The 16,731-nt window shown below is 71.6% G+C and carries 16 protein-coding genes and 2 tRNA genes; 3 read left to right on the top strand and 15 right to left on the bottom strand.

Annotation, left to right across the window (positions count from 1 at the left end):
* Window positions 1–32 precede the first annotated feature (32 nt).
* Together HEK131_RS05495 and leuS are read right to left on the bottom strand one after the other, a co-directional pair.
* Window positions 33–749, bottom strand: coding sequence for a hypothetical protein (locus HEK131_RS05495; RefSeq protein WP_244333854.1), 717 nt, complete (start codon window positions 747–749; stop codon window positions 33–35).
* A gap of 173 nt (window positions 750–922) precedes the next feature.
* On the bottom strand, window positions 923–3,814 hold the full coding sequence (gene leuS / locus HEK131_RS05490; protein WP_217463367.1) for a leucine--tRNA ligase: 2,892 nt from the start codon (window positions 3,812–3,814) through the stop codon (window positions 923–925).
* Window positions 3,815–4,216: 402 nt separating this feature from the next.
* On the opposite strand from leuS, the gene HEK131_RS05485 reads away from it, so the two are divergent.
* Together HEK131_RS05485 and HEK131_RS05480 are read left to right on the top strand one after the other, a co-directional pair.
* Window positions 4,217–5,467 (top strand): cytochrome b/b6 domain-containing protein, encoded by a 1,251-nt coding sequence (locus HEK131_RS05485; protein ID WP_244333853.1) that lies wholly within the window; start codon window positions 4,217–4,219, stop codon window positions 5,465–5,467.
* A complete protein-coding gene (locus HEK131_RS05480) occupies window positions 5,464–7,074 on the top strand; it encodes an NADH-quinone oxidoreductase subunit NuoF family protein (RefSeq protein ID WP_161145897.1) in 1,611 nt (536 codons plus the stop codon). The genes HEK131_RS05485 and HEK131_RS05480 overlap by 4 nt, the downstream gene beginning before the upstream one ends.
* A 119-nt stretch (window positions 7,075–7,193) precedes the next feature.
* Here HEK131_RS05480 and HEK131_RS05475 read toward each other — a convergent pair.
* From HEK131_RS05475 to HEK131_RS05430, 10 genes are all read right to left on the bottom strand, one after another.
* Window positions 7,194–7,266: transfer RNA gene (locus HEK131_RS05475), tRNA-Ala, on the bottom strand.
* 108 nt (window positions 7,267–7,374) lie between these two features.
* Entirely contained in the window at window positions 7,375–7,608 is a 234-nt protein-coding gene (locus tag HEK131_RS05470; protein WP_006136074.1) for a hypothetical protein, read from the bottom strand.
* Between the two features lie 3 nt (window positions 7,609–7,611).
* Window positions 7,612–7,785 (bottom strand): hypothetical protein, encoded by a 174-nt coding sequence (locus tag HEK131_RS05465; protein WP_202494484.1) that lies wholly within the window; start codon window positions 7,783–7,785, stop codon window positions 7,612–7,614.
* Between the two features lie 247 nt (window positions 7,786–8,032).
* Window positions 8,033–8,105 (bottom strand) — tRNA-Ala (locus tag HEK131_RS05460).
* 105 nt (window positions 8,106–8,210) lie between these two features.
* Window positions 8,211–8,879, bottom strand: a complete 669-nt coding sequence (locus HEK131_RS05455; protein ID WP_244333852.1) for a histidine phosphatase family protein — start codon at window positions 8,877–8,879, stop codon at window positions 8,211–8,213.
* Window positions 8,879–9,322 carry a ribosome silencing factor gene (gene rsfS, locus HEK131_RS05450; RefSeq protein ID WP_217463364.1) on the bottom strand — a complete coding sequence of 148 codons (444 nt, stop codon included), beginning with the start codon at window positions 9,320–9,322 and terminating at the stop codon, window positions 8,879–8,881. The genes HEK131_RS05455 and rsfS overlap by 1 nt, the downstream gene beginning before the upstream one ends.
* A 160-nt stretch (window positions 9,323–9,482) precedes the next feature.
* The gene (locus HEK131_RS05445; protein WP_244333851.1) at window positions 9,483–11,198 is read right to left on the bottom strand and encodes a LytR C-terminal domain-containing protein; all 1,716 of its coding nucleotides are present in this window, start codon (window positions 11,196–11,198) and stop codon (window positions 9,483–9,485) included.
* A 16-nt stretch (window positions 11,199–11,214) separates the two neighbouring features.
* Entirely contained in the window at window positions 11,215–11,892 is a 678-nt protein-coding gene (gene nadD, locus HEK131_RS05440; protein ID WP_217463362.1) for a nicotinate-nucleotide adenylyltransferase, read from the bottom strand.
* 55 nt (window positions 11,893–11,947) lie between these two features.
* Entirely contained in the window at window positions 11,948–12,112 is a 165-nt protein-coding gene (locus HEK131_RS05435) for a hypothetical protein (RefSeq protein WP_217463361.1), read from the bottom strand.
* A 130-nt stretch (window positions 12,113–12,242) separates the two neighbouring features.
* Window positions 12,243–12,407 (bottom strand): hypothetical protein, encoded by a 165-nt coding sequence (locus HEK131_RS05430; RefSeq protein WP_217463360.1) that lies wholly within the window; start codon window positions 12,405–12,407, stop codon window positions 12,243–12,245.
* Window positions 12,408–12,505: 98 nt separating this feature from the next.
* Between HEK131_RS05430 and HEK131_RS05425 the strand changes: the two genes are divergently transcribed.
* Window positions 12,506–13,591: a M48 family metallopeptidase gene (locus HEK131_RS05425; protein WP_217463359.1), complete on the top strand. Its 1,086-nt coding sequence runs from the start codon at window positions 12,506–12,508 to the stop codon at window positions 13,589–13,591.
* Window positions 13,592–13,602: 11 nt separating this feature from the next.
* Here the strand turns inward: HEK131_RS05425 and HEK131_RS05420 are convergent, their stop codons facing one another.
* The 3 genes from HEK131_RS05420 to HEK131_RS05410 form a co-directional block, all read right to left on the bottom strand.
* Complete coding sequence (locus HEK131_RS05420) at window positions 13,603–14,670, bottom strand: hypothetical protein (protein ID WP_217463358.1); 1,068 nt, start codon at window positions 14,668–14,670, stop codon at window positions 13,603–13,605.
* Window positions 14,671–14,759: 89 nt separating this feature from the next.
* Window positions 14,760–15,326: a hypothetical protein gene (locus HEK131_RS05415; RefSeq protein ID WP_217463357.1), complete on the bottom strand. Its 567-nt coding sequence runs from the start codon at window positions 15,324–15,326 to the stop codon at window positions 14,760–14,762.
* 85 nt (window positions 15,327–15,411) lie between these two features.
* Window positions 15,412–16,698 carry a glutamate-5-semialdehyde dehydrogenase gene (locus HEK131_RS05410; RefSeq protein ID WP_244333850.1) on the bottom strand — a complete coding sequence of 429 codons (1,287 nt, stop codon included), beginning with the start codon at window positions 16,696–16,698 and terminating at the stop codon, window positions 15,412–15,414.
* Window positions 16,699–16,731 lie beyond the last annotated feature (33 nt).

Raw genomic sequence — 16,731 nt, 5'->3', positions numbered from 1 at the left:
ACGGCAGCCCGGCCCCGGAGGGCTGCCGGCGGTCAGGCGGTGCTCTCCGGGCGCGGCTTCTTCTGCCAGGGGTAGGCGGGTCGCGCGGCGGGCGGGGTGATGGCGGACCGGGCTTCCGGTTCCTGGGGCCAGGTCTGGCCTCGGGTCGCCGCTTCGTCGGCCGCGGCCGGGGCCTCGGGCCAGGGAGCGGCGGCCGGTGCCTGCACGCTGGTCCAGTGCCGCAGGGCGCCCGCCTCGATGTCGATCTGGCTGCTGAGAGCGTCCAGGTCGTCCTCGGCGAAGCGGCTCGCGCGGTCGCGAGCGGCCCAGCGCAGGGAGTCGGCGGAGGCGGTGATGCGCTCGGTGCGGGTGCGCAGGTCGGGCAGCCGGGCGGTGAGGGTGGCGCGGTCCGGCTCGGACTCCAGGTGCTTGAGGACGGCGTCCAGCTCGCGGCCGTGCGCGCTGAGGCGCTCGAAGAGGCCGAGGGACTCCTTCAGCGACGCGTCCTCGGCCGGGCCCGCGTACAGGGCGTCCTGGGTGGCGCGCATCGAGGTGCGCAGGGTGAGCCGGAGCTGGGCGATCTCCCCGGCCGGGCCGGGGCGGGTGAGCGACTTGGCGCGCAGGGTGTGGTCCTCGACCGTGCGGCGGCCCTGAGCGATGGTGCGGTCCACGCTGCGCTTGGCGGCGCCGACCGCCTTCACCGTGGCGTAGGTGCCGAGGACGAACAGCAGCACGAAGAGCACGGCGAACACGGTGATCACTGCTTCCATGACCGTTCCTCCTCAGGGCGCGGGCCGCGAGCCACCTCGCTCTCCACCGTCTCCACGGTAAACGCAGCGGGCAGGCCCCGGGTTCCATCGGAACCCGGAACCTGCCCGTAGGGGATCACCCCGACACCCGGTCCGGCACCTGAGGCACCGGCCGCTCAGCGAGGCACGCCCCCTCAGCCGCTGACGATGTTCACCAGCTTCGGCGCCCGCACGATCACCTTGCGGATCGGCGCGCCGGCCAGCGCGGCGACGACCTTCTCGTCGGCCAGCGCGGCCTTCTCCAGCTCCTCGTCGGAGATGCCCGGCGGCACCTCCAGGCGGGCCTTGACCTTGCCCTTGATCTGCACGACGCAGGTCACGGTGTCGTCGACCAGGTACCGGGGGTCCGCCACCGGGAAGTCACGGTGGACGACGGAGTCGGTGTGGCCCAGCTTGCGCCACAGCTCCTCGGCGATGTGCGGGGCCAGCGGCGCGATCATCAGCACCAGCGGCTCGGCGACCGTGCGGGGCAGCGCGCCACCGCTGCCGTACGCCTTGGTCAGGTGGTTGTTCAGCTCGGTGACCTTGGCGATGGCCGTGTTGAAGCGCAGGCCCTCCAGGTCCTGGCCCACGCCGTCGACCGCCTTGTTCAGGGCACGCAGCGTGTCCTCGTCGGGCTCGGCGTCGGTGACGGTGAGGTCGCCGGTGTTCTCGTCGACGATGTTGCGCCACAGCCGCTGCAGCAGCCGGAACTGGCCGACCACCGCGCGCGTGTCCCAGGGGCGGGAGACGTCCAGCGGGCCCATGGCCATCTCGTACAGGCGCAGGGTGTCGGCGCCGTACTCGGCGGAGATCTCGTCCGGGGTGACCGCGTTCTTCAGGGACTTGCCCATCTTGCCCAGCAGCCGGGAGACCTTCTCGCCCTCGTGGTAGAAGGCGCCGTCGCGCTCCTCGACCTCGGCGGCGGGGACGGCGATGCCCCGGCTGTCGCGGTAGACGTAGGCCTGGATCATGCCCTGGTTGAACAGCTTGTGGAACGGCTCGGCGGACGAGACGTGCCCCAGGTCGAACAGGACCTTGGACCAGAAGCGGGCGTACAGCAGGTGCAGCACGGCGTGCTCGGCGCCGCCGACGTACAGGTCGACACCGCCGTGCGGCATGCCCTCGCGCGGGCCCATCCAGTAGCGCTCGTTCTCGGGGTCGACCATCTGCCGGTCGTTGTGCGGGTCCAGGTAGCGGAACTCGTACCAGCAGGAACCCGCCCAGTTGGGCATGGTGTTGGTCTCGCGGCGGTACTTCTTGGGGCCGTCGCCCAGGTCCAGGGTGACGTGGACCCAGTCCTCGTTGCGCGACAGCGGGGTCTCGGGCCGGGTGTCGGCGTCGTCCGCGTCGAAGGTGCGCGGGCTGTAGTCCTCGACCTCGGGCAGCTCCAGCGGCAGCATCGACTCGGGCAGCGCGTGGGCGATGCCGTCCTCGTCGTAGACGATCGGGAAGGGCTCGCCCCAGTAGCGCTGACGGCTGAACAGCCAGTCGCGCAGCCGGAAGTTGACGGTGCCCTCGCCGATGCCGGCCTCGGCCAGCCAGTCGGTGATGCGGGCCTTGGCCTCGGGGACGGCCAGGCCGTCCAGGGTGATGCCCTCGCCGGCGGAGTTGACCAGCTTCGCGTCATAGGAGGCGAAGGCGTCGTCCCAGGCGTCGGTGTCGGTGCCGCGGCCGTCGGTCGGCTCGACCACGCAGCGGATCGGCAGCTCGAAGGCGCGGGCGAAGGCGAAGTCACGCGTGTCGTGGGCGGGGACGGCCATGATGGCGCCGGTGCCGTAGCCCATCAGGACGTAGTCGGCGATGAAGACCGGGACCTGCTCGCCGTTGACCGGGTTCACCGCGAACACGCCGGTGAAGACGCCGGTCTTGTCCTTGGCCTCGGCCTGGCGCTCCACGTCGGACTTGGCGGCGGCCTGCGCGCGGTAGGCGGCGACGGCCTCGGCCGGGGTGGCGTGTCCGCCGGTCCACGCCTCGTGGGTGCCCTCGGGCCACGCCTCGGGGGTGAACTTCTCCACCAGCGGGTGCTCGGGGGCCAGCACCATGTAGGTCGCGCCGAACAGGGTGTCGGGGCGGGTGGTGAAGACGGTGATGCGCTCGCCGTCGACGGGGAAGTCGACGCGGGCGCCCTCGCTGCGGCCGATCCAGTTGCGCTGCTGCAGCTTGATGGCCTCGGGCCAGTCCAGGCCGTCCAGGTCCTCGATCAGACGGTCGGCGTAGGCGGTGATGCGCATGTTCCACTGGCGCAGCTTGGCCTTGAAGACCGGGTAGTTGCCGCGCTCGGAGCGGCCGTCGGCGGTGACCTCCTCGTTGGCCAGCACGGTGCCCAGGCCGGGGCACCAGTTGACCGGCGCGTCGGAGGCGTAGGCCAGCCGGAACTCGCCCAGGACGTCGGCGCGCTCGGCGGCGGTCAGCTCGCTCCACGCGCGCGTGTGGCCCGGTACGGGACGCTCACCGGACTCGAACAGGGCGACCAGCTCGGAGATCGGGCGGGCCTTCTTCGCCTCGTCGTCGTACCAGGAGTTGAAGATCTGGACGAAGATCCACTGGGTCCACTTGTAGTACTCGGGGTCGATCGTGGCGAACGAGCGGCGCCTGTCGTGGCCCAGGCCCAGCCGGCGGAGCTGGGCCTTCATGTTCTCCATGTTGGCCTCGGTGGACACGCGCGGGTGCGTGCCGGTCTGCACCGCGTACTGCTCGGCGGGCAGGCCGAAGGCGTCGAAGCCCAGGGTGTGCAGGACGTTGTGCCCGGTCATGCGCTGGAAGCGGGCGTAGACGTCGGTGGCGATGTACCCCAGCGGGTGGCCGACGTGCAGGCCCGCGCCGGAGGGGTAGGGGAACATGTCCATGATGAACTTCTTGGGCTTCGCCACCAGCGCGGCATCGCCCGCCAGGTCGCCGGTGGGGTTCGGCGCGGCGTAGGTGCCGTCGACGTCCCAGAAGTCCTGCCAGCGTGCCTCGATCTCGGCCGCCAGTGCGGCCGTGTAGCGGTGCGGCGCGGCCTCCGCCGACGCGGCGGCGGTGGCGGCGGGGTTCGTCTCGCTCATGATCCTCAAAGCTCCATCGATCGTCTCTGCCCGCGGAAACGAAAAAACCCCTCGCACAGGAGGGGAAGCCGCGCCGATGCCGACCCGCCGGGGCGACCGGTGGTCGGGACTGATCAGCGCGGCTCGCTAAGCAGAAGGCGTACAGCACGCATGGCGCTAGGGTACCGCAGCCCTTGAGCAAGCCGCGACGCGCTTGCGTATGCAGGTGAGACATGTCCGTACGGCCGCCAGATCTGAATCCGGGTCAAGGATTACTTCGCGTAACAGTCACTAAGGGACGACGCCGCAGGTGATTCGTCCTTTGATAACAACGCAATAACTCAAACCTCGTACTGATCGGTATGGCTCCACCTAGAGTTCGGCAGCGGGACCGCCTTCCCGAAACTGCTCGGAGTTGCCCCCATGAACCCTCGTCGTAGTAACAGCTCGCTCCCCAAGCCAGGCCGGTCGGCCTATGGGGTGGCGTCCGCTGTCTTCCTGCTGCTCATACCCGTGGTCGTGCTGGTGGGAGGCAGCCAGTTCCAGGAGTTCCTGAACTTCGGCGCTGGCGTGCTGTCCCTCGTCTCGCTCAGCTGCTCGGTCATCTGGGGCCTGGTCGCCCAGGACCGGGTCCTGCTGAACACCCGCCAGCGGATCATCGGCCAGGCCGTGCACCGGACGATGGCGGTCGGCTCGATCGCGTTCCTGCTGCTGCACATCACCACCAAGATCGCGCTGGACCACACCAAGCTGGTCGCGGCCCTGATCCCCTTCTCCCTCGGCGTCACCGGCAGCGGCGGCCTGATCGGCCTGGGCTCCCTGGCCGGACTGCTGATGGTCTTCGTGGGCGTCACCGGCGCCCTGCGCAGCAATTTCGCCACCCCGGCCCCCGTGGCCGCCCGCTGGCGCGCGATGCACATGCTCGCCTACCCGGCGTGGTGCGCGGCCCTGGTGCACGGCCTCTACGCGGGCCGCCAGGCCAAGCCGGTCTTCGTGATCCTCTACGGCCTCTCCCTGCTCGGCGTGATGGCCGGGCTCGCGCTGCGTTCCGCCCCGCGCCCGGTCAAGCGCAAGCTCGCCGACCGCCTGGTCGGCCTCTTCGGCAACGGCGAGCGCCCCGACCTGGACCGCCTGGAGGCGAGCCGCAGCCGGATGTCCGAGCCGGGCTTCGACAACCGCCGCGAGCCCCGCCGCGCCCCCTCCGGCGGCAGCCCGCTGTTCCAGGCCCCGGCCGCCCCGGCACCGGACCCCGGCTTCGCCGCCGCCTACCGCACCGCGAACAGTCCGGGCGTCCCCCAGCAGCCCTACGGCGCCGACCAGGGCAGGCGGGACGCGCAGCCGACCGAGGCGATGCCCCGCGTGCCCAACCCCTCCGGCCCGGGGGGTCCCGGCTGGCCGGTGCCGTCCCCGCCCCCGGTCGGCGAGGCCCCGCCCTCTTCCTACGACCCGCTCCAGGACACCGGATACAACATCCCCGCCTATGGCAATCCGGGCACCCCGGGATACGGCGGAAGTGATGTGTACAACACCGGTGAGACGAACGCCCGCTACGGGACGTACAACTCCTCCGACACGTTCAACAGCGGTCCCGCCTCGCAAGCGACCCCCGGCGCCGGTTACGACGCGCCGGGTTCGGGCGAACCCTGGAACACGCCTTCCGGAGGCCATAGGTGAACGAGGCCCTGCCCGACGTCCCCGAAGTCCGCGTGGTCGGACTTCCCCAGCTCACGTCGGGTTTCGACCTTGTGGAGCGGCTCGATCTGCCCATGCATCTGAAGGTGCACGGGCCGCTCGAGCCGCTCGGCGGCGAACAGCTCGCGCAACTCGCCGAGAGCATCAATCTCAAGGGCCGCGGCGGCGCGGGCTTCCCCTTCCACAAGAAACTCCGCTCGGTCGCCGAGTCGGCGATCAAGAAGGGCGTACGGCCGGTCGTCGTCGTCAACGGCAGCGAGGACGAGCCGGCCTGCCGCAAGGACACGGTGCTGATCAACCGTGCCCCGCACCTCATCCTGGACGGCGCGCTGCTGTGCGCCGAGGCGATGGGCGCGCGCACGCTGGTGATCGGCGTGACCCGTGAGTCCACCCAGCGCTCCATGGAGGCGGCCCTCGCCGAGCGCGGCCTGAGCAACTCCCGCCGCTCGGCCCTGCGCGCCTGGGTGCAGCGCAACCCGGTCCGCATGGTCACGGGCGCCGCCGCCTCCCTGATCCGCTCGGTGGACGGCGGCCCGGCGATCCCGCCCGGCCGCAAGATCAGCGCCTCCCAGAGCGGCGTGGGCGGGGTGCCGACCCTGCTGTCGAACGCGGAGACCTTCGCCCAGCTCGCCATCGCCGCCCGCATCGGCCCCGAGCGCTACGGCAACACCGGTCTGTACGACGAGCCGGGCACGGTCATGCTGACGGTGTCCGGCGCGGTCGCCCGCCCGATGGTGATCGAGGCCCCCACCGGCGTGCCGCTGCGCTACATCCTCCAGCTCGCCGGCGCCCCGCCGGTGCCGCAGGGCGTGCTGACCGGCGGCTACCACGGCAAGTGGATCGACGCGGCGACGGTGAACGAGGCGGTCGTCTCGCGCAACTCGCTGGACGCGGTGGGCGGCGCGCTGGGCGCGGGCGCGATCCTGCCGATCAGTCAGGAGACCTGTCCGCTGGGCGAGTCGCTGCGGGTGGCGCAGTGGCTGGCCGACGAGAGCGCCGGGCAGTGCGGCCCGTGCTACCTCGGACTGCCGGCCGCCGCGCGGGGCCTGGAGGACATCATCAACGGCGGCGGCCCGGCCGCGCTGGAGGCGCTGAAGCAGGTCGCCAAGAACGTGAAGCGGCGCGGGGCGTGTTCGCACCCGGACGGCTCGGCGATGTTCCTCGAGTCGACCATCAAGGCGTTCACCGACGACTTGGCCGCGCACGTGCTGGGCAACGGCTGCGGACGGCCCGTGGAGGGCGTCCTGCCGCTCTTCGAGGACGGCAAGCTCCCCGCCGGCATCACGAGCGGCGCGGCGCCGGAGGAGGCCGGCGGCAGCCGCCAGAAGATCTACGTCGACTGGACGCTGTGCCGGGGCCACGGCCTGTGCGCGGACATCCTCCCGGAGGTCTTCGAGCTGGGCGCGGACGGCTTCCCGACGGTCGCCCAGGCCCAGGTGCCGCGCTACGCGGAGGCGAAGGCGCTGCGCGCGGTGCGCCGCTGCCCGGCGCTCGCCCTGCGGATCGAGGAGGACACCCGCGGCCAGGCGCCCGCGCGGAACCTTCCGGTGGTCTCCCAGGGCCGGGGTCGGCGCGCGCTGGGACGCTGACGCACTCGCGGCGGGTCGTCCGGGAACGGGTGGCCCGCCGCGGACGGCCCGGTGCGGGCATCGGGCGCGCAACACGACGAAGGCGGACCGTCTTTACGACGGTCCGCCTTCGTTTTCTGTGGAGCTAAGGAGAATTGAACTCCTGACCTCCTGCATGCCATGCAGGCGCTCTACCAACTGAGCTATAGCCCCTTGTTGCTTTCCGCCCGGTTTCCCCGGCGGCGATGCCAACATTACACGGCCCTGGGGGTGGAACACCAAATCGGTTTCCGCTCCGACCCGGTGTAGGCAAAATGTCCGTTATGCCGTGACGAAGGAGTAGAACCGCTTGAGCGTGCAGTGCTCCTCGAGCAGCCGCCCGTAGATCGGCTCGCCCTCCAGCTCGCGGTACGTCTCGATGGGGTCGCCTTTTATGATCAGCGCCCGCGCGCATTCCTCGCACCAGTACTGGTAGTCGGGGTTGATCGGCTCCATGTCGCGGACGATCGGGGTGCCGCTCCCGCACCAGTCGCACTTCCGCCTGTGTGCACCCATCGCTCAGCTCCAGCTATGGCCGCAGGCCGTGCACACGTAGGAGATTCCGCCGTTGTCGCCGAGGACTTGGGCCACGTGCGCGGAACCGCAGGAAGGGCAGTCGAGCCGGGTGGCCGTGTCCCGTATCCACGCCGCCCCGAGGAGGTCGCCGACCTCCCCAAGGATGCTCGCAGACATCGCCACTCCCTCCCGTCGGGCCGAGCCCCCTTCCGGCCGTCTGATTCTGCCACGGCCGGGCCTGCACGGTCAGCGACGCCTCAGTACCGGTCCGGACACGGTCGCCTCCGCGCGAACACCGTTCACAGAGGTATACGACCATGGAACGCGAACGACTCAAGCAGGGGGACAAGCAGAAGATCCCGCCCCTCGAAGGGACGGGATCTTCATCACCGATCTCTGATCACTCGGTACGAGTGTCGATCTGTGGAGCTAAGGAGAATTGAACTCCTGACCTCCTGCATGCCATGCAGGCGCTCTACCAACTGAGCTATAGCCCCTTGCGTTCTTCCCGCTCGGCGGGGCGAACAAGAAGAACTTTAGCCTGTGACCTGCCGGAAAGTGAAATCCGGGTCCCGGGGCCCCGTGCGGGGGCTCCGAGCGGCTCAGTCGTCGTCGCCGAGGACCGGCTCGGGCAGGCTGCCCGCGTTGTGCTCCAGCAGCCGCCAGCCGCAGGCGCCCTCGCCGAGGACGGACCAGCAGCAGTTGGTCAGCCCGCCGAGGCTCTCCCAGTGGCGGGACTCCAGACCGAGCAGCCGGCCGATGGTGGTGCGGATGGTGCCGCCGTGGCTGACCACCACGAGGGTGCCGTCGTCGGGCAGCTTCTCGGCGTGCCGCAGCACGACGGGAGCGGCCCGGTCGGCGACCTCGGTCTCCAGCTCGCCACCGCCGCGCCGGACCGGCTCACCGCGCTTCCAGGCGGCGTAGTCGTCCCCGAACCTGGCGATGATCTCCTCGTGCGTCAGGCCCTGCCAGGCACCCGCGTAGGTCTCCCGCAGGGCCTCGTCGCGGGCCACGTCGAGGCCCGTGAGGGCGGCCAGCTCGTCGGCCGTGTCGGAGGCGCGCTTGAGGTCCGAGGCGACGATGGCGTCGGGCCGCAGCGAGGCCAGTTGCCGGGCGGCCCGGCGGGCCTGGGCGACACCGGTCGCGGTCAGCTCCACGTCCGTGGTGCCCTGGAAGCGGCGTTCCACGTTCCACGCGGTCTGGCCGTGCCGCCAGAGGATGACGCGGCGGCCCCGGCCGGGCCGGTCGGTCACCTCACCCGTGGCGTTCATCAGCGCTCCTGGCCGGACTCGTCACCGGCCTCGTCCGCGTTCAGCTTGGCGTGCTCCTCGGCCTTGCCGCGGGTGGCACGGGCCTCCTCGGGCAGCTCCAGCTCGGGGCAGTCCTTCCACAGGCGCTCCAGGGCGTAGAAGACGCGCTCCTCGCTGTGCTGGACGTGGACGACGATGTCGACGTAGTCGAGCAGGATCCAGCGGGACTCGCGGTCGCCCTCGCGGCGGACGGGCTTGGCGCCGAGCTCCTTCAGCAGGCGCTCCTCGATCTCGTCGACGATCGCCCGGACCTGGCGGTCGTTCGGCGCGGAGGCCAGCAGGAACGCGTCCGTGATCGACAGCACGTCGCTGACGTCGTAGGCGATGACGTCGTGGGCGAGCTTGTCGGCTGCCGCCTGGGCGGCGGTGTTGATGAGGTCGAGAGAACGGTCGGTGGCGGTCACTGTGCGGCTTTCGTTCGAGGACGGGGTGCGGATGCGAAGAGTTCGGGGCGGGCCGGCCGGGCGCGGGGCGCATCCGGAAGGCACCGGGACTCCAAGGGTCTCACGCGCGGCCCGGCACACCCCACGTGTTCCGGTGCTCACGTGGGGTGTGCCGCGGGTGTCAGGAGGTGCCGGGCCGGTAGTCCTGGCCGAGGACGACGAGGACGTCGGCGCCGGAGGAGACCGCGCCCTTGGTCACCGAGCCGGCGGGAAGGCCCAGGGTCTTGGCGACGTCGGCGGCGTCCTGCTTGTCGGCGGCGTCGGAGTAGACCACCTCGGAGGCGGCCTCGGCACTGGAGGCGGTGCCGCCCTCGATGAAGCCGAAGCCACCGCCCAGCAGGGTCACGCGGGCCTTCTCGGTGTCGTCCTTGGCGCCGGTGGCGTTCTGCACCGCGACCCGGACCGCGGAGCCGGCGTCGGGGCTCTTGGCGGTGCCGCCCAGGACGTCCTTGACCACGCTGTCGCTGGTGCCGGCGCTCAGCGTGCCGTCGGTCTGCACCGGCAGCGGGACGGTTCGGTACTTGCCGCCCTTGGCGAGGTCGGCCAGCTTGGCCAGGAAGGTGCCCAGGTCCTTGTCGGTCAGCGGCGGGTCGAGGATCTGCGCGAGGGTCTGCACGGTGGTCGTCGCGGCCGACGGGTCGGAGGACAGCTTGCGCAATGCGCCCTGCATGACCTGCCCGAAGCGCGCCAACTGGGCGTTCTCGGTCTCGCCGGGCCCCCGGTAGGTGGCGTAGGCGACGGCCATCTTGCCGCTGAGCGTCTGCGCCTTGCCCTGGTGGACCAGCGGGGCCGAGCCCTTCTTCTTCGCGTCCGGGTCGGGCACGTCGGTGTCGGTGTCGATCTCGATGTTGCCGACCAGCTCGACGAGGTTCTGCAGATACGGCGTGTCCAGCCGCCAGGTGCCCTGGATGTCGGTGCCGAGGACGGTGTCGAGCTGGTCGCGGGTGCCGGAGGACCCGTCGTCGTCCACCGACTTGGCGAGCGTGGTGGTGGTGCCCGAATCGTCGGTCAGCGCCAGGGAGTTGGGGAGCAGGACGGTGGTGCCGCGCTTGGTGGTGGCGTTGTCGACCAGCAGCACGGTGGAGGTGTCGCGCTTGCCGGTGTTGTGCAGGTGGACCACGATCACGTCGCGCTTCTGGGCGCCCGCGGCGACGGTGGTGCCGGTGGCGGAGCCGGGCGAGGAGACGCCGGGCAGCTTCCCGGCGTACCAGAGGTAGCCGACGCCGCCGGTCACGACCAGGGCGAGGGCGACACCGAGGGCGATGATCCGGCCGCGGGCGCGGCGGCGGGCCTCCTCGCGGCGCTCGGTGCGGTTCTCGGTGAACTTCAACCAGTCGATGACGTCCTCGGACTCGCCGTCCGGCTCCTCGACGAACGCGAACTGCTCTTCCTCACCCCCCTCTTGGCGCTCGGGACCGGCCGGGGGTGCCTGTGCGTCGGGCTCCTCGGGCGGCTGCGGCCGCCGCTGCGGCTGGGCGTCGGGGCCGGTCTGCTGCGGGATGTAGGCCGTCTGCTCGGTGCCCCTCGGCTGCTGCTGGCCGCCGGCCGCCGCCTGCCCGTAGGGGTCGTGGCCGCCCGTGCCGTACGGGTCGTAGGGCGCGCCCTGTTGCCCGTAGGGGTCGTAGGCAGGGGGTATCGGCTGTTGCTGGCCGGTGTCGTAGCCGCCCTGGGCGTAGCCCTGCTGCTGCCCGTAGGGGTCGTAGGTCTGCTGCCGCGGTGGGCGGGACGGGACCTGCTGGTACATGGGGCGCCCGTAGTCGTCGTAGCCGACGATCTCGTACTGGTCCTCCCCTCCGTACTGGTCGTCGCCGTACCCAGCTTCGTATCGGTCGTTCACCGGTGCCCCTCTCGGCTCACTCGCCGCGGTACAGCTCACGCTTGTCGATGTAGCGGACGACCCCGTCCGGGACCATGTACCAGATGGGGTCACCCTTGGCGACTCTCGCCCGGCACTCCGTGGAGGAGATGGCCAGCGCGGGCACCTCGACCAGGGAGACACCGCCCTCGGGCAGCCCGGCGTCGGTCAGTTGGTGTCCGGGACGGGTGACGCCGACGAAGTGGGCGAGGGAGAAGAGTTCCTCGGAGTCGCGCCAGGTCAGCAGTTGGGCGAGGGCGTCGGCACCGGTGATGAAGAACAGGTCGGTGTCCGGGTTGAGGGCGCGCAGGTCGCGCAGCGTGTCCACGGTGTAGGTGGGGCCGCCGCGGTCGATGTCGATGCGGCTGACGGAGAACTGCGGGTTCTCGGCGGTCGCGATGACCGTCATCAGATAGCGGTCCTCGGCCGGAGAGACGTTTCGGTGCGACTTCTGCCAGGGCTGGCCGGTGGGTACGAACACCACCTCGTCCAGGTGGAACCGGGCCGCCACCTCACTTGCCGCCACGAGGTGCCCGTGGTGGATCGGGTCGAAGGTGCCACCCATGACACCGAGCCTGCGCCGGCCCGTACGCGCGGGCCCGTGGTCCGCCGCGTCCCGTGCCGGATCGTTCACGGTGCCCTCCGCCGGACCGGTAGGCATGTCCTGCTCTCCCATGCGTGCAGACCCTACCGGCCCGGCCTGCGGCTTCTCGCCGGGGACCGGCCGGTGATCAGCGGTCGCGGTTGAAGCGGGTGGTGATCCACAGCAGGAGCAGCAGGATGACCAGGGCGCCGCCGCCGGTGATGGCGGGGTTCAGGCTGTTGTGGTTGCCGCCGTGCTCTGAGCCCTCGGCGGCGAGAGTGACCAACTGGGCAGCGGTGCTGTGGAAGCTCATCTTCGGCAGGACCTATCGCGTGTGGGCGGGATAAAGACGTCGGCTCATCGTAAGCGGGCGCCCCCGGGACGATCACGCCGACTCCGGCAAAGGGCCCCTGACGATCGCGCGCGGGAACCTCCGCCCGGCGTCAGTCGTCCTTCTGCTTGTAGCCGCGCAGGAGGAACCAGGCGGTCAGCGCGCAGCCCAGGACCATCACGATCAGCACGATCCGGAGCAGGTTTCCCGGCCCCTGCTGCTGGACGGCGCTCGCGGCGGCCTCGGTCAGCCGGGCGGCTGCGGGGTGATGCTCCATGACGTGACTCCTTAAGGGTGCTGCCCGTCACGGTATCTCCGCCTAGGCTGGGCCCGGTCCGGGGGGCGCAGCGGGTTTCCGAGACGCAGGGGGAAGACATGTCCGACGACCGCCACGAGCAGGCCGGGCGCGAGCGCGTGCCGGGCAGGCAGCGCAGCCGCTTCCCGGGGATCTCCTCGCGCGCCTACGAGCATCCGGCCGACCGGTCCGCGCTGGTGGCCCTGCGCAAACTGACCGGGTTCGACACGGTGTTCAAGGCGCTGAGCGGGCTGCTGCCCGAGCGGAGCCTGAGGCTGCTGTTCCTGTCCGACTCGGTGCGGGTCTCCGACCGCCAGTTCGCGCATCTGAACGACATGCTCCGCGACGCCTGCTACATCCTGGACCTGGAGAAGGTCCCGGCGATGTACGTCACCCAGGACCCGAAGCCGAACGCGATGTGCATCGGCCTGGACGAGCCGGTCATCGTGGTGACCACCGCTCTGGTGGAGCTGCTGGACGAGGAGGAGATGCGGGCGGTCGTCGGCCACGAGGTGGGCCACGCACTGTCCGGTCACTCCGTCTACCGCACGGTGCTGCTGTTCCTGACCACGCTGGCGCTGAAGGTGGCGTGGATCCCGCTGGGCAACGTGGCGATCATGGCGATCGTGACGGCGCTGCGGGAGTGGTTCCGTAAGTCGGAGCTGTCGGCCGACCGGGCCGGGCTGCTGGTGGGCCAGGACCTCCAGGCGTCGATGCGCGGCCTGATGAAGATCGCGGGCGGCAACCACCTCCACGAGATGAACGTGGACGCCTTCCTGGAGCAGGCCGAGGAGTACGAGTCCGGGGGCGACCTGCGGGACTCGGTGCTGAAGATCCTGAACGTGCTGCCGCGCTCGCACCCCTTCACCACGATCCGGGCGGCCGAGCTGAAGAGGTGGGCGGCCTCCCGCGACCACCAGCGGATCATGGACGGCCACTACCCGCGCCGCGAGGAGGACAAGGAGGCCAGGGTCGGCGAGTCCTTCCGGCAGTCGGCCGCGAGCTACGCGAGCGACGTGCGGACCAGCAAGGACCCGCTGATGAAGCTGGTCTCGGATCTCGCGGGCGGCGCGGGCGACCTGGGCGGCCGGGTCCGCCGGGGCTTCAACGGCTTCGCCGGCCAGGCCCCGCCGAAGGACGCCCCGCCCGGGGACACCCCGGCCTAGGCCGTGCGGGCTCAGCCGCGGGGCTGGGCGGAGTCGGCGAGGGTGCCGCACAGGGCGGCGGCGCCGGTCCCGTAGGGGTCGGTGCCGGGCGGTCCGCCCGCCTTGGCCCGCTCACCGGCGAGGAGGGGGCGCAGATAGGCGCTGGTGTCCTCGGCGCAGGACAGCGGACCCGCCTGGGTGCTGGAGGAGGTCAGCCGGGTCTGGCCGACGCGCAGGGTGTCCCGGTCGAAGCGGAGGACCAGCTCACGGCGCACGGTGAACAGCGAGACGGGGGTCCGCCCTTCGGTGCCGGCGGCGCGCAGGGCGTAGACGAAGGTGCCGTCGGCCACGACCTGGAGGGTGGCCGCGTCGGTCTCGCTCACCCGCAGGGCGCCCCGGACGCGGATGTCGTCGCCCGCGAGGGCCGTGCGGGCCGGGTCGAAGCGGATCATCCAGCCGGTGGGGGCGTTGCGGCCGTCGGCGACGGGGTCGCGCAGGCCGCGGTCGAACTGGTCGAGCTGGTCGGCGTCCAGCAGGGCCCGTACGGGGCGGACCTGGCGGCCGGTGAGCACGTCGGGGTCGAGCGCGGAGTGCAGGACGTACTTACGGGCGGTGTCGAGGGCCGCCAGGATCTGGCTGTCGGAGAAGTGCGCGGTGGGGCGGGAGGGGGGCAGCGGGATCCCCGCGAGGCCGACCGCGAAGCGGGCGGCGGGGCTGCGCGCGAACAGGGTCCGGGCGTCGGGGGCGCCGGGCACCTTGCCGCGCGGGGCGAGCGGGACGACGGTCATCCGGGCCGGCTCGGCGGAGCGTCTGGGGGGCGTTGAGCCGTACGGGTGACGGAAGCCCATGAAGATGGCGGTGCCGAAGGCGACGGCGAGCAGCAGGATGAGGATCAGCGCCTGCCGGGTGAGCCCCCGGCGCAGGGGCGGGCGGCGGCGTACGGCGGGGGCGTGGTCGCTGACGCGTTCGTGCGCGGAGGACTCCTGCAGGCGGGCAGCGCGGACGAACGACTCGTCGAACACGACGGATCGGTACTCGTCCTCGGCACCTCCGGGGCCGCCCTCGGGTGTCCCCTCCGGTGGGTCTCCAGGCCCGCCCATACCTTCAGAGTAGGTCGCGAGGGGCTCGGGTAAACGCGCTGGTACGCGACAACTTCTGACAGGTTCCCACCAAAAACGCCGGGTGGGCGTCAGGGGGTGCGCGGGATCGCGGAGACGGCAGGCCTGGGGTGCTCGGCGGAGACCGACGGGGCGGCCACACCACCCCGGTCGAGGCCGGTGGAGGCGGGGGCGGGGACCTGGTCGCGGCTGCCGGAGGATGCGCCCCGGTAGACGGCGGCGAAGGCCAGCGCGACCATGCCGACGCCCATCACCACGGCGAGCACCCAGGCCACGGGCCGGTGCCAGCGGATCTTGCCGTAGGCGCCGAACGGGCCGTCGTGGCCGTCGTAGGCGTAGCGGCCGTCCGGGTCGTCGTCCAGGTCGTGGCCGAACCCGTTGCCGTCGGGGCCGTACCCCTCGTCGTAGGGGTCGGCGGGGGCGTGGGTGCGGCGGGGGTCGGTCTCGGACGCCTCGGCCCGCGCCTCGGCGGCGGCGAGGAGGCGTTCGACGGCGGACGGCTCGTGGACGGTGGCCGCGGCCACGAAGGCCGCGTCGAGTACCACGGAGGCGAACTCTTCGTCCGACACCCCGCGGTCGTGGTCGTCGTCGGGCTCCCAGCCGTCCGGGAACGGCGTGCCCCCCACGTCCTCCGGCACGGGTCCAGAGTAGACCTGGGGGGTCAATTTGGGCAGACGGTACGGAAATTCGTCCGTCGCCCCTCGGCCGTTTCCGCCGGGGCGCTCAGGGGCGCACGTGGCCGTCGCCGGTGACGATGTACTTGGTGCTGGTCAGCTCCGGAAGGCCCATGGGGCCCCGGGCGTGCAGCTTCTGGGTGGAGATGCCGATCTCCGCGCCGAAGCCGAACTGGCCGCCGTCGGTGAAGCGGGTGGAGGCATTCACGGCGACGGTGGTGGAGTCCACCAGTCGGGTGAAGCGCCGGGCGGCCTGCTGACTGGTGGTGACGATCGCCTCGGTGTGGCCGGAGCTCCACCGCCGGATGTGCTCGACGGCCTTGTCGAGGGAGTCCACGACGGCGGCGGCGATGTCGTACGACAGGTACTCCGTCTCCCAGTCCTCGGGGACGGCCTCGACCACGGTGGCCTTGGTGCCCTCGGCGTGAGCGAGGACGCGCGGGTCGGCGTGCACGGTGACCCCGGCCTCGGCCAGCGCGTCCAGGGCGCGGGGCAGGAAGTCGGCGGCGATGTCCTGGTGGACCAGGAGGGTCTCGGCGGCGTTGCAGACGCTGACCCGCTGGGCCTTGGAGTTGACCAGGATGTCGACGGCCATGTCGATGTCGGCGTCGGCGTCCACGTAGACGTGGCAGTTGCCGGTGCCGGTCTCGATGACGGGGACGGTGGACTCGCTGACCACGGTCCTGATCAGGGAGGCGCCGCCACGCGGGATGAGGACGTCGACGAGCCCCCGGGCGCGCATCAGCTCGCGCACGCTCTCCCGGCTCTCCCCCGGCACGAGCTGCACGGCGTCGGCGGGCAGTCCGGCGCCCCCGACGGCGTCCCGGATCACCCGGACGAGGGCGGTGTTGGACTCGTAGGCGGAGGCCGAGCCGCGCAGCAGGACGGCGTTGCCGGACTTCAGGCAGAGCGCGGCGGCGTCGACGGTGACGTTGGGGCGGGCCTCGTAGATGATGCCGACGACACCGAGCGGTACGCGGACCTGGCGCAGGTCGATGCCGTTGGGCAGCGTGTTGCCCCGGACGACCTCGCCGACCGGGTCGGGCAGCTTCGCCACGTCACGCACGTCGGCGGCGATGGCGCGGACCCGCTCCGGGGTGAGGGCGAGCCGGTCCACGATCGACTCGCTGGTGCCGTTCTCCCGCGCCTTGGCCACGTCACGGGCGTTGGCGGCCACGATCTCGGCGGTCCGGACCTCCAGCGCGTCCGCGACGGCGAGCAGCGCGTCGTCCTTGTCGGCACGCGGGAGCGGCGCGAGGTCGGCGGCGGCCGCCTTGGCCCGGTGGGCGGCCTGGGTGACCGGCGAGAGGGAGTCGTACGGGGAGAGCGTGGTCATGGGGGAAGGGTAGTGCGGGGCGCGAGGCTCTCC

Origin of the sequence: Streptomyces seoulensis, assembly GCF_022846655.1 — a bacterium.
Taxonomy (GTDB): Bacteria; Actinomycetota; Actinomycetes; order Streptomycetales; family Streptomycetaceae; genus Streptomyces.
The sequence above is the reverse complement of the archived record's forward strand: the minus strand, read 5'-3'. Positions and strand labels throughout refer to the sequence as shown.

Excerpts from the sequence above, each read along its gene's own strand:
- HEK131_RS05495 (WP_244333854.1), bottom strand. The coding sequence starts at position 749 with ATGGAAGCAGTGATCACCGTGTTCGCCGTGCTCTTCGTGCTGCTGTTC.
- leuS (WP_217463367.1), bottom strand. The coding sequence starts at position 3,814 with ATGAGCGAGACGAACCCCGCCGCCACCGCCGCCGCGTCGGCGGAGGCC.
- HEK131_RS05485 (WP_244333853.1), top strand. The coding sequence starts at position 4,217 with ATGAACCCTCGTCGTAGTAACAGCTCGCTCCCCAAGCCAGGCCGGTCG.
- HEK131_RS05470 (WP_006136074.1), bottom strand. The coding sequence starts at position 7,608 with ATGGGTGCACACAGGCGGAAGTGCGACTGGTGCGGGAGCGGCACCCCG.
- HEK131_RS05465 (WP_202494484.1), bottom strand. The coding sequence starts at position 7,785 with ATGTCTGCGAGCATCCTTGGGGAGGTCGGCGACCTCCTCGGGGCGGCG.
- HEK131_RS05455 (WP_244333852.1), bottom strand. The coding sequence starts at position 8,879 with ATGAACGCCACGGGTGAGGTGACCGACCGGCCCGGCCGGGGCCGCCGC.
- nadD (WP_217463362.1), bottom strand. The coding sequence starts at position 11,892 with ATGGGAGAGCAGGACATGCCTACCGGTCCGGCGGAGGGCACCGTGAAC.
- HEK131_RS05435 (WP_217463361.1), bottom strand. The coding sequence starts at position 12,112 with ATGAGCTTCCACAGCACCGCTGCCCAGTTGGTCACTCTCGCCGCCGAG.
- HEK131_RS05430 (WP_217463360.1), bottom strand. The coding sequence starts at position 12,407 with ATGGAGCATCACCCCGCAGCCGCCCGGCTGACCGAGGCCGCCGCGAGC.
- HEK131_RS05425 (WP_217463359.1), top strand. The coding sequence starts at position 12,506 with ATGTCCGACGACCGCCACGAGCAGGCCGGGCGCGAGCGCGTGCCGGGC.
- HEK131_RS05420 (WP_217463358.1), bottom strand. The coding sequence starts at position 14,670 with ATGGGCGGGCCTGGAGACCCACCGGAGGGGACACCCGAGGGCGGCCCC.
- HEK131_RS05410 (WP_244333850.1), bottom strand. The coding sequence starts at position 16,698 with ATGACCACGCTCTCCCCGTACGACTCCCTCTCGCCGGTCACCCAGGCC.